The sequence below is a fragment of the Hymenobacter sp. YIM 151500-1 genome (assembly GCF_025979885.1).
Lineage (GTDB): Bacteria > Bacteroidota > Bacteroidia > Cytophagales > Hymenobacteraceae > Hymenobacter.
Window position 1 is genome coordinate 877,231 of record NZ_CP110139.1, and the last position, 13,019, is coordinate 890,249.

10 protein-coding genes are annotated in these 13,019 nt (G+C 60.4%); 5 read left to right on the plus strand and 5 right to left on the minus strand.

Annotated elements, in window-relative coordinates; genetic code table 11:
* The first annotated feature begins 87 nt into the window (after positions 1 to 87).
* Positions 88 to 648: a hypothetical protein gene (locus OIS53_RS03515; RefSeq protein WP_264681006.1), complete on the plus strand. Its 561-nt coding sequence runs from the start codon at positions 88 to 90 to the stop codon at positions 646 to 648.
* 116 nt (positions 649 to 764) lie between these two features.
* On the opposite strand, the gene OIS53_RS03520 is transcribed toward OIS53_RS03515, so the two are convergent.
* Positions 765 to 1,427, minus strand: coding sequence for a DUF4159 domain-containing protein (locus tag OIS53_RS03520; protein WP_264681007.1), 663 nt, complete (start codon positions 1,425 to 1,427; stop codon positions 765 to 767).
* A gap of 65 nt (positions 1,428 to 1,492) precedes the next feature.
* Positions 1,493 to 2,215: a 16S rRNA (uracil(1498)-N(3))-methyltransferase gene (locus tag OIS53_RS03525; protein ID WP_264681008.1), complete on the minus strand. Its 723-nt coding sequence runs from the start codon at positions 2,213 to 2,215 to the stop codon at positions 1,493 to 1,495.
* A 207-nt stretch (positions 2,216 to 2,422) separates the two neighbouring features.
* Between OIS53_RS03525 and OIS53_RS03530 the strand changes: the two genes are divergently transcribed.
* Together OIS53_RS03530 and OIS53_RS03535 are read left to right on the plus strand one after the other, a co-directional pair.
* Complete coding sequence (locus tag OIS53_RS03530; RefSeq protein ID WP_264681009.1) at positions 2,423 to 3,439, plus strand: SDR family oxidoreductase; 1,017 nt, start codon at positions 2,423 to 2,425, stop codon at positions 3,437 to 3,439.
* A 231-nt stretch (positions 3,440 to 3,670) separates the two neighbouring features.
* The gene (locus tag OIS53_RS03535) at positions 3,671 to 4,219 is read left to right on the plus strand and encodes a hypothetical protein (RefSeq protein WP_264681010.1); all 549 of its coding nucleotides are present in this window, start codon (positions 3,671 to 3,673) and stop codon (positions 4,217 to 4,219) included.
* A gap of 94 nt (positions 4,220 to 4,313) precedes the next feature.
* Here the strand turns inward: OIS53_RS03535 and OIS53_RS03540 are convergent, their stop codons facing one another.
* Positions 4,314 to 7,670 (minus strand): T9SS type A sorting domain-containing protein, encoded by a 3,357-nt coding sequence (locus OIS53_RS03540; RefSeq protein WP_264681011.1) that lies wholly within the window; start codon positions 7,668 to 7,670, stop codon positions 4,314 to 4,316.
* A 262-nt stretch (positions 7,671 to 7,932) separates the two neighbouring features.
* Positions 7,933 to 8,718, minus strand: a complete 786-nt coding sequence (locus OIS53_RS03545; RefSeq protein WP_264681012.1) for a S1/P1 nuclease — start codon at positions 8,716 to 8,718, stop codon at positions 7,933 to 7,935.
* A 77-nt stretch (positions 8,719 to 8,795) separates the two neighbouring features.
* Here OIS53_RS03545 and OIS53_RS03550 point away from each other — a divergent pair, with 77 nt between their 5' ends.
* Entirely contained in the window at positions 8,796 to 9,167 is a 372-nt protein-coding gene (locus OIS53_RS03550; protein WP_264681013.1) for a hypothetical protein, read from the plus strand.
* Between the two features lie 65 nt (positions 9,168 to 9,232).
* Here OIS53_RS03550 and pckA read toward each other — a convergent pair whose 3' ends face one another.
* Positions 9,233 to 10,855 carry a phosphoenolpyruvate carboxykinase (ATP) gene (gene pckA, locus OIS53_RS03555; protein WP_264681014.1) on the minus strand — a complete coding sequence of 541 codons (1,623 nt, stop codon included), beginning with the start codon at positions 10,853 to 10,855 and terminating at the stop codon, positions 9,233 to 9,235.
* A gap of 259 nt (positions 10,856 to 11,114) precedes the next feature.
* Between pckA and OIS53_RS03560 the strand changes: the two genes are divergently transcribed.
* Positions 11,115 to 12,539 (plus strand): peptide MFS transporter, encoded by a 1,425-nt coding sequence (locus OIS53_RS03560; RefSeq protein WP_264681015.1) that lies wholly within the window; start codon positions 11,115 to 11,117, stop codon positions 12,537 to 12,539.
* Positions 12,540 to 13,019 lie beyond the last annotated feature (480 nt).

Genomic DNA, 13,019 nt, shown 5'->3' on the forward strand with positions numbered 1-13,019 from the left:
ACACCATTCTAGAAACTGCTATAATGCACTGTCATCCGGAGGCAGTAGCCGAAGGTCAGTATACATACGCACCACCTCCCTCACCTCATGGAAAAGCTGCAAACCTTGCTTTGGATACTGATTGGCTTGGTGGTGTTCGTCTGGCGAATGTGGCAGAAGGCCCAGGCCACCACGGCGCAGGAGCAGCGGGAGCGGCCGGCCCGCTCCCGGCCGGCCCCGCCACTGCCAGCCGCTTCGTTTGAGGAGCTGCTGAAGCAGATGCAGGCGCAGAATCAGAGTAAGCCCTCTGCGCCCCGCCCGGCCCCGACGGAGCCACCGGCCCGGCCGCGCGAATACACCCCGGCGGGCCGGCCGCTGCCGCAGGAACAAGCTGCTGCGGCCCGTAGCCTGGAGCAAACCAGCACGGCGGCCAGGTCGCTGGAGCAGGCGCCGCCGGCCCGCTCCCTGGAAGCTCCGCGCCGCGAAGCCCGCCGCGCATCGAGCCTGCCCCGCGCCACCGTCGAGCACGGCCAGGAAGACTATTGGAGCCGGCAGCAGGCGGCTCGTTCGCCGGCCAGTCCGGCCCGCACCGTAGCCGAAATGCTGCAAAACCCCGCTGACGTGCGCGCTGCCTTCGTGCTGAGTGAGATTTTGCAACGGCGGTTCTGAAGTCAGCCCTGAGACGGTGAGAAGTGAGAGGTGAGACTTTCGTGCTGGTGTCCTTGTAGCAGGATATTAGTACGAAAGTCTCACCTCTCACTTCTCACCGTCTCAGGGCTGATGAATCAATCCTGCGTAAGGGCGTAGGCTACCAAGTTAGCGCCCATTCTCAGGGCCGCTTCGTGGGTGGCGGGGGTGTCTTCGGGGTAGGTGCCCAGGTCTTCCCAGCCGTTGCCCAAGTCGCACTCGTAGCTGTAGAAGCACACCAGACGGCCCTTGTAGAGCAGGCCGAAACCCTGGGGGCGCTTGCCGTCGTGCTCGTGCACCTTGGGCAAGCCCCTGGGGAACTGAAATTTTTGGTGGTAGATGGGGTGGGAGAAGGGCAACTCCACGAAGTCCAGCTCCGGAAACACCTTCTTCATCTCGGGCCGGATAAACTTGTCGAGGCCGTAGTTGTCGTCGATGTGCAGGAAGCCGCCGCCCACCAGGTAGCGACGCAGGTTGCGGGCCTCGGCGTCGGTGAAGCTCACGTTGCCGTGGCCGGTCATGTGGATGAAAGGGTAGGTGAGCAGCTCCGGCGAATCCAGCTCCACCACGGCTTCTTCGGGGTCGATGTTGGCGCGCAGGCTTTGGTTGCAGAAGCGGATGAGGTTGGGCAGGGAGGTTTTGTTGGCGTACCAGTCGCCCCCGCCGCCGTAGTGCAGCTTGGCAATGCGGAAGCTGGGCGGCACCGGCGCGGCGGCCAGCAGCGGCAGCGTGAAAAGGAGCAGAAGCAGAAGGTGGCGCATAAAATCGGGAAGTAGAATTTCTCGCTGAGGTTCGCGGAGGAAACGCTGAGATACGCTGAGGTCGTTCAACGGAGCGCCTCGGGCCGCAGCTCCCGCGCTACGTGCATGGTGTGGAGGGCGGCCAGAGCGGCGGTTTCGGTGCGCAGGCGGGAGGCACCCAAGGTCACGGGCCGGATGCCGCGGGTTAGAGCCGCTTCGATTTCCTGGGGGGTAAAGTCGCCCTCGGGGCCGATGAGGATGCAGCAGCCCGCGCCCGTGGCGGCTACCTGGGAGAAGGCCGTCCGCTCGCCCTCGGCCAGGTGGGCTATAAAGGTAGTGGCGGAGTCGGTGATTGGGAGGAAATCGGCGAAGTCGGTCAGCTCGCTGAGGACCGGCAGCCAGGCCTGGCCCGACTGCTTCAGGGCGCTGATGGCAATTTTCTGGAGGCGCTCCAGCTTCAGCTCCCGGCGCTCCGAGCGGGCACAGCGCAGGAAAGTCAGGGTGTCAACCCCGATTTCCACCGCCTTTTCCACCAGCCACTCCATCCGGTCGAGGTTTTTGGTGGGGGCCACTGCTACGTGCGCTTCGTAGGCGCGCCGCGGCACCTGCTGCTCACTCACGATGCGCAGGCGGCAGCGCTTGGCGTCGGCAGCTTCTACCTCGGCCTGGTACACGCCGCCGCGGCCATTTACCAGCCCCACGATGTCGCCGGCCGCCAGGCGCAGCACCCGCACGGCGTGCTTGCTTTCGTCTTCGGGCAGGGTGTAGGAAGTGGCAGCCAGGTCGGGGGCGAAGAAGGTGTGCGGCATACGGCAAAGGTAAAGCAGCGGGCCAGGACCTCACGCCCGGCAAGCAGGTGGCGGGCATCCGGTTAGCGGCGGTGGCCAGTGCCGCAGCTGGCACGGGAACAGCTGGCGCCCGGCAGTAGAGTGGAGCTGTAACAACGCAAGCTGCTGCTTCCGCGTACCACCAGCCTGCACATTGTCTGGATTTTCTTACCCCATCACCTGATAAACATGGCTGCCAAACTAAAAAAACTAAAAGACCAAACCATTGTCATTACGGGTGCTTCGTCGGGCATTGGCCTGGTTACGGCCCGCATGGCCGCCCAACAAGGCGCCCGACTGGTGCTAGCTGCCCGCTCAGAAGAGGCCCTGCGCCAGCTCACCGACGAAATCAACCAGGCGGGCGGCGACGCCATGTACGTGGTTGCCGATGTGAGCAAGCCCGAGGATGTAAAGCGCCTGGCCCAGCAAGCCATTCAGAAGTTCGGCGGCTTCGACACCTGGGTGAACAACGCGGGCGTGAGCATCTACGGCAAGATAGAGCAGGTGCCGGTTGAGGACATGCGCCAGCTGTTTGAGGTGAATTTCTGGGGGCTGGTGCACGGCTCTCTGGAGGCCGCCAAGCACTTGAAAGCCAAGGGTGGCGCCATCATCAACGTGGGCAGCATCCTGTCCGACCTCACCGCCATTCTGCAAACCATCTACTCGGCCAGCAAGCACGCCGTGAAGGGCTTTACCGACGGCCTGCGCATGGAGCTGGAAATGGATGGCGCCCCGGTGTCCGTAACCCTGATTCAGCCCGCAGCCATCGACACGCCGTACACCGTGCACGCCAAGAACTACATGGAGCGCGAAGCCAAGCACGCTCCGCCCGCCTACGCCCCCGAAACCGTGGCCCGCGCCATTCTGCACGCGGCCACCACGGCCGAGCGGGATGTGGTGGTGGGTGGCGGCGGCCGTGCCTTCATCAGCATGGAGCAATGGACGCCCGCCCTGCTCGACAAGTTTATGGAAAAGGTATTTGTGAAGCAGGAGAAGGCCGACTACGCCCCGCGCCCCCTGCAACAGAATGCCCTCGACCAGCCCATGGGCCAGCTGGAGGAGCGGGGCAACTACCCCGGCCACACCCGCGAAACCAGCTACTACACCGAAGCCGCCACGGCCGGCAGTCCTGCCCTGCGCACCGCCCTGCTGGTAGGCGCCGGCGTAGCCCTGGCCGCCTGGCTAGGCAGCCGGCGCGAGAATTAAACTGCTGTTCGCGCCGCCCCACCAATGGCCCCATGCCTTATTCCTGCTTATGGAATGAGGTGTGGGGCTATTTTATGAGGTTCGTTCAAGCTTAGCGGGTACCTTTTAAGTGCAGCTTGTCTATAAATAATCATAAGAAATAGATATAATTATATCTGTTTTTGATTTTTCTCCGTAGCTTGACGGCACAATATCATCCACCTTTCCAACAACTACCTGCTTACCTTTCTTATGAAACATGTTTCCTTGAGCTGGGCCCTCTGTGGTGTGCTGCTGTTTGCCGGTTGCGGCAAGCATGAGGTTGAGAACCTAGCTGCTCCGTCGGCTAGTGCTACACTCGATGGCAAAACCGGCCCCATGCTTACCCCCCAGCTAAATTGCGGCGTGTCCACCCGCACGTCCATTACCGTTGTGGTGACGGCCGGAGCCACGGGCGCCGACGCTGGCTTCTCGCTGCAGTGGATGCCGCTGGCGACCTACCAAGCCAACGGGGGCTCGTGGTCGGAGGCGCAGCTGTGCAAGGCCTCGTTCAGTGGCAACGCCCGCGACTCCCGCTACCGGTTAGCGGCAGGCCAGTCCGTAGCCGTGACCGTTGGCAACCTGGTGCTCGACAACGGAGCTTCCACGCATTGCCCGCAGGCTCTGGTCTGCGGCACCCCGTACGTGTTCCGCATATTCGCCCACGCTAACCGGTCCCTGAACCGAAGCGAATTCTCGGCGCCGTTTGTGTGCTCCACTTTGGGCTGCACCCAGGTTCCCGGCAGCCCGGCTCCGCTGTAGTACCAGGTGCGCATGGGCTACTTACCAGTAGCAGCAAAAAGCCCCCGACACCACGTGTCGGGGGCTTTTTGCTGGTGGCAGCATTCCAGACGGACTACTGCTTGAGAAGGGGAGCCGTGAGGCGCAGATTTTGGCCGTTGATGCGCACCTGGTAGAGGCCCGCAGCCAGGCCCGTGATGGGCAGGGGTTGAGCTACACCGCCCTGGGCACTCAGGGTGCCTACCTGCTGGCCCTGAGCATTCACCAGCGTAATGGTGTAGGTGCCCAAGGGCAGGGCCATGAGGTCCAGAGTAGCAGTGGCGGTAGCCGGGGCCGGATATACGGCCGCCACGCCGCGTTTCGAGCCATCAAAACTTACCGAACGCACCCCAGAGTAGGTGGCCTGCCCGTCGGCATCCAGCTGGCGCAGGCGGTAATACCAGGTGCGACCGTTGCGGGCAGCTCCGGCATCCACGAAACGGTAGGCGCCTTCTTGGGAAGTAGTGCCGCGCCCGGCCACAAAACCGATTTTCTCAAACTTCACGGCATCAGAGGAGCGTTCCACTTCAAAGCCTGCGTTGTTCAGCTCGGAGGCCGTGGTCCAGGTCAGCAAGGCATCGGCGCCGGCGGTCCGGGCCGCAAAGCTCACCAGAGTTACAGGCAGCGGGGTGGCTTGGGTAGCAGTGCGGAAGTCAGCGTCGGCCTGGGTGGCAAGTCTTCTCGGAGCCGTGGAAGGCGCGCCGCCGTAGGCTGGGTCGTACAAATCAACCAAACCGTTGAAATTGTCGTCGTAGTAGTACTGGCTGTCCTCATCGAGGAAGTTTGGCACGTCGTCGTTGTCGCTGTCCTGCAAGAAGGGCGAGGAGCCGCTGGCGCTGCTTCCCGTGCCCACAATAGCGTAGTAGTTGGCTTTGCCAGGATTGGCCGCGGCAAATGCTTGAGCCTTAGCCAGGATTTCGTCGCCGGCTACCCCGTTACGGTTGGTGTCGAAGCCCTCCGTCCAGTCGGCTGTTTGCCGGTAGATGGGCAAGGTAGCGTTGTTGTCGCCATCCGAATCGAAGTCGAACATATCGGCTGCGGCTGCTCCGCCCGTGTTCACCACCGAAACCAGCGCCGTACCCGCGGCAATACCCGTGCCGGGGGTGGGGTCGTAGGCATTGTCGATGCCGTCCCGGTCAGTATCAACGCCAGTAGGGGCGCGGTAGGCGGCCGTAGACTGGGCTTCGCGGTTATCCAGAATACCGTCGTTGTCGGAGTCTACATCCAGGAAGTTGTAGTTGGTCGCCGTCTGGCCGCTGGCCGAGCGGCTGTCCGTGTCCGAGTCGGTGAGGGTGTATTTGCTTGCGCTTGATTGGTTGGCAGCTAGTACAGTGTTGGAGCCGTTACCGCTCGTTCCATAGACAACAGAGGTTTCCACAGCATCAGGCAAGCCATTAGGGCCTACCCCGGCAGAAGCACCGGCGGCAGTAGCAGCAGCGGCAGTTGTAGTCACGTATTTCCCTAATGCTGGATCAAAAAGGCTCTGAAAGGTGTATACCGTGCCCCTTACAGATACAGTCTGGCTGAAAGTATATCCTTGAGCCGTTGTCGGGTTGGAATTCCCATTCGCCTCAAACGCATCGGTCAGGCCGTCACCGTCGGCGTCCAGGTCGAAGTGGTTGGGAATACCGTCGCGGTCCGTGTCAAACACGTCGTTTATACCGTCGTTGTTCAGGTCGCGAAAGGCACCCAGCACGGGGTGCGTATAGGTCCCGTCGAGGTAGAGCACGGGCGAGGAAGCACCAGCGAAAGAGCTGGGGTTGATGCTGGCGGCGCCAGTGCCGGTAGGAGTAAAGGACTCCACCACGTCCAGGATGCCGTCATTATCGTCGTCGATGTCCACGTTATCAGCCACGCCGTCCACGTCGTTGTCGCAGGCGGAAGTGTAGGTAAACTCGGTAGCGCCCTGAAACACAGCAAAGCCGTAGGTCCAGGTGTTCACGGTGTAGCCGTCGCCCTCGTTGCTGGTGCCCACCCCCCACGGGTGCACGCCCGGCGTCGAATCAACGCCTGAGAGCTGCGTGGTGCGCGTGGCGAAGTTGGTCAGGTTAGCATCGTCCCAGTACAGCCGGTCGTAGGTGTTGCCCGCACCCGGCCGAATGTTGCGTACCCGGAAGCCGTCGGGGTTGCCCTCGGCGTCGTAGAGCGGGAAATGCACGGGAGCCCCGAAGCTGGTGAAGTCGAACTTGATGACGGTACCGGCCGCTACCAGAGCGCCAGTGGGTGGGTTGCCATCTACGTCGGCAGCAGCTCTGCGCCGTCCGTTCCACACGATGGTATTGGAAGTACCAGCGGCCAGCGTTTGGCGGAGCAACGGCTCGTCCGTGTCGCGGGTACCGTTGCCGTTAATATCAATCAGAATGTCAAACTGACCCGTTTCGGCGCTGGTAGTCGTGAAGGCTACTTCCGTGATACCGTTGCGGCAGTAGGCGCGGGGCGTAACTCCCACCGTCGGCAGTGCGGCGCTGGGCCACACGCTGGCGTCGGGGTTCTGCACGAAGATGGGATACTGCGAGTACGTGGTCCGGGATACCTGGCTGCGCCGGCGCTGCTCAATGGAGGTGCCCGCCGCCGTGGTGGAGCCAAACTCGTTGCAGACAAAGAAGAAACCCAGCGGACGCAGGCCCGCCAGCTCAATCTCCTTCACGAAGAACGTGCCGGGCGTATTGCGGCTTTCAATCATAGGGAATAGCCGGAAGCCGGCAGCCAGGCGGTTCTGAAACGCGTCAGTACCTGCGGAGGCCCCGGTAGAGAAAGCCCAGTGCTTGCTGTACAGGCGGCCGGGCTTTTCGGCGCCGGCGGCATCACGCACCGTAAAGTCCCAGAAGTCGTACTCGGAGCGCTTCTGGTCGTCGGTTTGCGCCGCCTCGTCGGTTTGGGTGAACTCCACGTACACCTCTTGGTTCGAGGCCGTATTGTTGGTGTACTGCAGGGGCTGGTAGCCTCCGGCGCTGGGCAGGGGGCCCGCCAGGGCCTGATTGGCGTCGTCAATTACCCCGGCCTGCGTGGTCAGTAGCTCGGCCTGGTCAATGCTGGCCGTATTGCGGGCTAGGGTAGTTTGCTGCACAACGGTGCCGGTACCGGCACCCACTCGCAGCGTCAGAATCAGGTCGTTGTGCGTGGCTGCGCGGGCAATGCGGTGCACGCCGTAGTTGAGCGTTTCCCCCGGCCGCAGATGAACGTACATCCGGTAGTCCTCGGTAAACGCCTGCCCGAACCCGCTCCAGGTGGCGGGCTTCAGGAAGCCAAACGATACGGCCTGGGTCGCGTCAATGTTGGCATCGTGGGTAAGAAAGCCGGCCCGGGTGTTGGCAGGGTCCGTGAGGGCCAGATTGTTGGTGTTGGGGGTGAGCTGCCTTGATCCTTCGGCATAACTCAGCAACGGCAGCACCCCTAGAAAACCCAGCAGGATGGCGCGTAACGATTGATGCATAGATGTGAAAAAAGAGAGTAGATTGTACAGGTCCTATTGTCAAACTGATAGCTCAACAATAGACAAACTTACAACCATTGCTACAATAAATTCAATCTTGCTGTAAAAAATCCAATATGGTGAAGCTGCTGAAGTGCACTTAAGCAGGTAAGTAAGCCGAAAGCAGCGGGGTGAGAAGGATGCGTTGACAAAACGCAAGCCCTAGCCGGACCAGCTGCACAAGCTGGTCCGGCTAGGGCGTAAAGGGAAGTTCTACAGATGTTTATCCCAGTACCTCGTTCAGCAGCCCGGCCAGCCGGATACCGGCCTCGGTGATGCGCTGGCGGAGCAGCTCGGCGTGGGCCGGGTAGTAGCGGTAGTCGATGTCGGTGTCGGTGGGAGCTTCCTGGTAGAGCTTTTCGCTGGCCTGGTACGACTCCCACAGCCACTGGTCGGCCGGGGCGGCTTGCAGGGCGCGCACCTGGCGGCGGCGCAGGCGCTGGTCGTACTGCTGGGCCATTTCGGTGTAGGTCAGGCCCTGGTAGTCGATGAGGCCACTGTCCCAGAGGCTGTGCAGGTTGGTGTCCTTACCGCGGTACTTCACCTTGATGTCGTTGCCACCCTTGTCTTCGGCGTGGCCCGCGTGCAGGGGCTGGTGCACGTCGCCGACGATGTGCACCACAAACTTCAGAGCCATGATGCGCTCAGCCTGGGTTTTGCCCGAATCGGTCAGCTCCCGCAGCTTGGCTTGCAGCATGTTGTAGGCGTTGGGTTCGGTCTGGCTCTTGAGCTGCTGCCGGTACTGCTCCTGGCTCAGGCCCGAAGGGGTGTTGACGTAGTGCCAGGGGCCAGTTTCCTTGAACTCGGGGTAGGGGCGCACCTCATCGGCCCAGGTACTCACCAGCGGAAGGCTTTCGGTGCCCAGCAGGCGCTGGATTTCCCGCTTAGCGCGGCGGCTGAGGTGTTGTTCGGCAATTTTACCAACGGCGCGGTGCCCATCCACACCCCAGGCCCAGGAGGCCAGCGGGCTGAGCACGCACAGCAGCAGCGGCAGAAGACGCTTGCGCATAAGAGGGGAAAAGGTAAGAGAAAAGAGTGCTAAAAGTGAATTCTATACTCTAGGTTGCAGAGTAAACATTCAGTCAAATGTACCGGGAAAAATACGCTCAGAGAAGGGCCATCCAATTATTTGCCCAAGGAAAAGACCGGACCGAGATTTTAAATATGCTCGCGGAGGAAGGGGCCAGCTCAGACCAGTTAGAGACATTGGCCGATAAATACCAGAATATGCACCTTCTGCTGACACGCGAAGATGCTAAGCGGCAGTTGAAAGTGGCTGGAATGCTCAAAACTATTGGCGCGGTTTTCTTAATATGTGGCGTATTGCTCACTCTACTTAGCCAGTTTTATTTTGCTGATGGATCATACTTGGTGTACTATAGTCTAATCGGTTTCGGTATCGGTTTACTTATCAAAGGCAGTTTAGACAAGAAAGCGGCTACTCAACAACTCACCTGACAAAAACCAACAAAAAGCCCCGCCGGCTAATAGCCAGCGGGGCTTCTAAACTTTAAGCTACCAAATTACACCCCAGCCGCCACGGCCACCTTGGGGGCGCCGGCCAGGATTTCATCGTTGGCGAAGTCGGCGAACTTCTGGAAGTTCTGCACGAACTTCTCGGCCAGCGAAGCAGCCGTTTTGTCGTAGGCTTCTTTGTCGGCCCAGGTGTTGCGCGGGTCCAGGATGGTGGTGGGTACGCCGGGCACGGCGGCCGGCATTTCCACGCCGAATACCGGGTGCTTCACAAATTCCACTTCGTTCAGCTCGCCGTTCAGGGCGGCCGTAATCATGGCGCGGGTGTAGCCCAGCTTCATGCGGGAGCCCACGCCGTAGGAGCCGCCCGACCAGCCCGTATTCACCAGCCACACGTTCACATCGGGGTGCTCCTCCATTTTCTGGCCCAGCATCTCGGCGTAGCGGGTAGGGTGCAGAGGCAGAAACACCTGGCCGAAGCAAGCCGAGAAGGTCGTTTGGGGCTCGGTAATGCCCATTTCGGTGCCCGCCACCTTGGCCGTGTAGCCCGACATGAAGTGGTACATGGCGTGGCTCTTGTCCAGCTTGCTGATGGGCGGCAGCACCCCAAAGGCATCGGCCGTCAGGAAGAAGATGTTCTTGGGCGAGTCGGCCACCGACGGCTCAATGGCATTCGGGATGTAGTGGATGGGGTAGGCCGTCCGGGTGTTTTCCGTCACCGACTTGTTGGCGTAGTCCACCGTGTGAGTGCCGGGCTTGAAGCGCGTATTCTCTACGATGGAGCCAAACTTGATGGCGTTCCAGATTTCGGGCTCCTTCTCCTGGCTCAGGTCGATGACCTTAGCATAGCAGCCGCCCTCGAAGTTGAAGATGCCCGCCTCCGGGGTCCAGCCGTGCTCGTCGTCGCCGATAAGGCCGCGGTTGGGGTCGGCCGACAGGGTGGTTTTGCCTGTGCCCGAGAGGCCGAAGAAGATGGCCGTGTCGCCGTCGCGGCCCACGTTAGCGGAGCAGTGCATGGGCAGGGTGTTTTTCTCGTGGGGCAGCAGGTAGTTGAGCACTCCAAAAATGCCCTTCTTCATCTCCCCGGCGTAGCCCGTGCCGCCAATCAGAATCATCTTCTTCGAGAAGTTCAGGATGGCGAAGTTCTTCTGGCGGGTGCCGTCCACGGCCGGGTCAGCCTCGAAGCCGGGGGCGCAGATGATGCTGAAGTCGGGCGTCCAGCTCGTGTCAGCGCCTTCGGCAGGGCGCAGGAACATGTTGTAGCAGAACAGGTTGTGCCAAGCCAGCTCGTTTACTACGCGCAGCTTCAACTCGTAGTCGGGGTTGGCGCCGGCGTAGGCCTCGCGCACGTACAGCTCCTTGTCTTCCAGGTACTGCACCATTTTGCGGTGCAGCTGGTCAAACTTGTCGGCGTCGAAGGGAATGTTGATGTCGCCCCACCACACCGTGTCCTCCGTGTTGGCGTCGCGCACCACAAACCGGTCTTTGGGGGAGCGGCCGGTAAAGGCACCGGTGTCGGCCATGAGGGCGCCGGTGTCAGTGAGCGTGCCTTCGCCGCGACGCAGGGCTTCTTCCACCAGCTCGGCGGGAGTAAGGTTGAGGTGTACCTTGGCGGCCTGCGAAAAACCTAAAGGCTGGAGACGTGGGAGGGCGTTGGCGACGGAGTCCATCATAAAGCCAAAATGGGAATTAGGGGTGGGTGGGAAAAGGGAATTTTTGCAACAAAAATAGACAAAAACCCGACCTGCGCACTGGAAAGCGGAAAATATAGCGAATATTCGCTAGGCCAAGCTAAGCACTGGAATGTTGCTGCACCGCGCAAACGCAGGGCTCTGGCACAGGGTTAGGAATCTTTTGTAGCTTTACCAAGCTCCGCACGGTAGTTGCCGGCGGTTTTTTTGTTTCCCTCCATTTCTCAATTCTTCTCCCTACATGCAAACTGCATCCGCTGTCAGTGAGCAGCCAGCCACCCGGCAAGGGCACCCGCCCGGACTTTATCTGCTTTTCTTCACCGAAATGTGGGAACGGTTCAGCTACTACGGCATGCGTGGTTTGCTGGTGTTGTACCTGACCAAAACTGCTCTGGAAGGTGGGTTGGGTATTCCCGAAGCCAGCGCCTCGCTTATCTATGGCTACTTCACGGGCTTCGTGTATTTCACCCCCATTATTGGCGGCTGGCTGGCCGACAAGTACATTGGGCAGCGCCGGGCCATTCTGGCGGGAGGTATTCTGATGGCCCTGGGGCAGATGTTTTTGTTTATGCAGCCTTCCTTATCGACGCAGGCCGCCGCGTTTGGTATGCCCTGGCCTACCATGATGGGCCTGCTGCTGCTCATCATTGGTAATGGCTTCTTCAAGCCTAATATTTCTACCATTGTGGGCAAGCTCTACCAGCAGGGCGACCCGCTGCGCGACGCAGCCTTCACCATTTTCTACATGGGCATCAACGCCGGCGCGTTCCTGGCCCCGCTGGTGTGCGGCTACCTGGCCGAGAACCTGTTTGCCACCAAAAACGCCGCCGGTGTTATTACCAACTACGGCTTCCGCTACGGCTTCCTGGCCGCCGGCATCGGCATGATTCTCGGACAGCTGGCCTTTAACCTGCTGGGGCGCAAGTACCTCGGCGACGTGGGTATGTACCCCGAAGGCCAGGGCCAGGACGGCTCAACTACGGCGGCCGTGAAGCAGCCGCTGACCAAGGAAGAAACCGACCGCATGGCTGTTATCTTCATTATCACGCTGTTTGTGGTGTTCTTCTGGGCTGGCTTTGAGCAAGCTGGCTCGTCGCTCACCCTCTACACCGATAAGTATATCGACCGGGAAGTGTTTGGCTTCCTGATTCCAACCTCGTGGTTTCAGTCCGTAAACCCCGGCTTTATTGTACTGTTGGGGGCGCCGGTGGCAGCGCTTTGGATGAACCTGAGCCGCCGCGGCAAAGACCTGAGCATTCCTGTGAAAATGGGCTTGGGTATGGTATTGTTGGGCGTGGGCTTTCTGTTTATGGTAGGGGCCGTATTGCAGCGGGGCGGCGACGTAGCCGACCAAAGCATCAAAGCCAGCCTATTGTGGCTGCTAGCTACCTACCTTTTCCACACCATCGGCGAGCTGTGTTTGTCGCCCATTGGCCTGTCCATGGTGTCGCGCCTCTCGCCGCCGGCCCTGACCTCCATGCTCATGGGCGTGTGGTTCCTGGCGCCCTTCGTAGCCCAGATTGCCGGGGGCTATATTGCTGCCTACGTCGAAGAGCTGGGCGCCCTGAAAGTATTCGGCTTGATTGCCGGCTTCGTAATTCTGGCTGGCCTGATATTGATTGCTATTGCCCGCAAGCTGTTCCGTATGATGCACGGCCGCGGCTAAATCATCGGTTGTCGCTGATTTTTGCGTTGATTCTGACATAAGCTAAAAGCCCCGCTGGCAATAGCCAGTGGGGCTTTTTGGCACTGGTGTGATGCCACGACTTTTCTCAAGCGGTTGCTAGACCGTCATGCCGAGCCCCGCGAAGCATCTTACTTGTTGAGTATATGGCGCATCAAGCCAGGGTGCGCAGCCGGAGCCGAACCGCAGGAAGGTGAAGCCAAGCAGCTCTACTGCTTTGTCCTCACGATATAAGATTAGCCCGCGGTAGAGATGCTTCGACAAGCTCAGCACGACCGTTAGCTTGGCAACATCAGCACGCGAGATGCTTCGGCAAGCGGACGGCAGATGGAGCAGGATGGGCTGAGGTAGTCTGGACGATTTGCCGAACAACTTTATAGGCAAAAAGCCCCGCTGGCGCGTAGCCAACGGGGCTTTTTATTAACGTCTGAATCGGCGTACTCAACGCAGAATCAGCGGCAA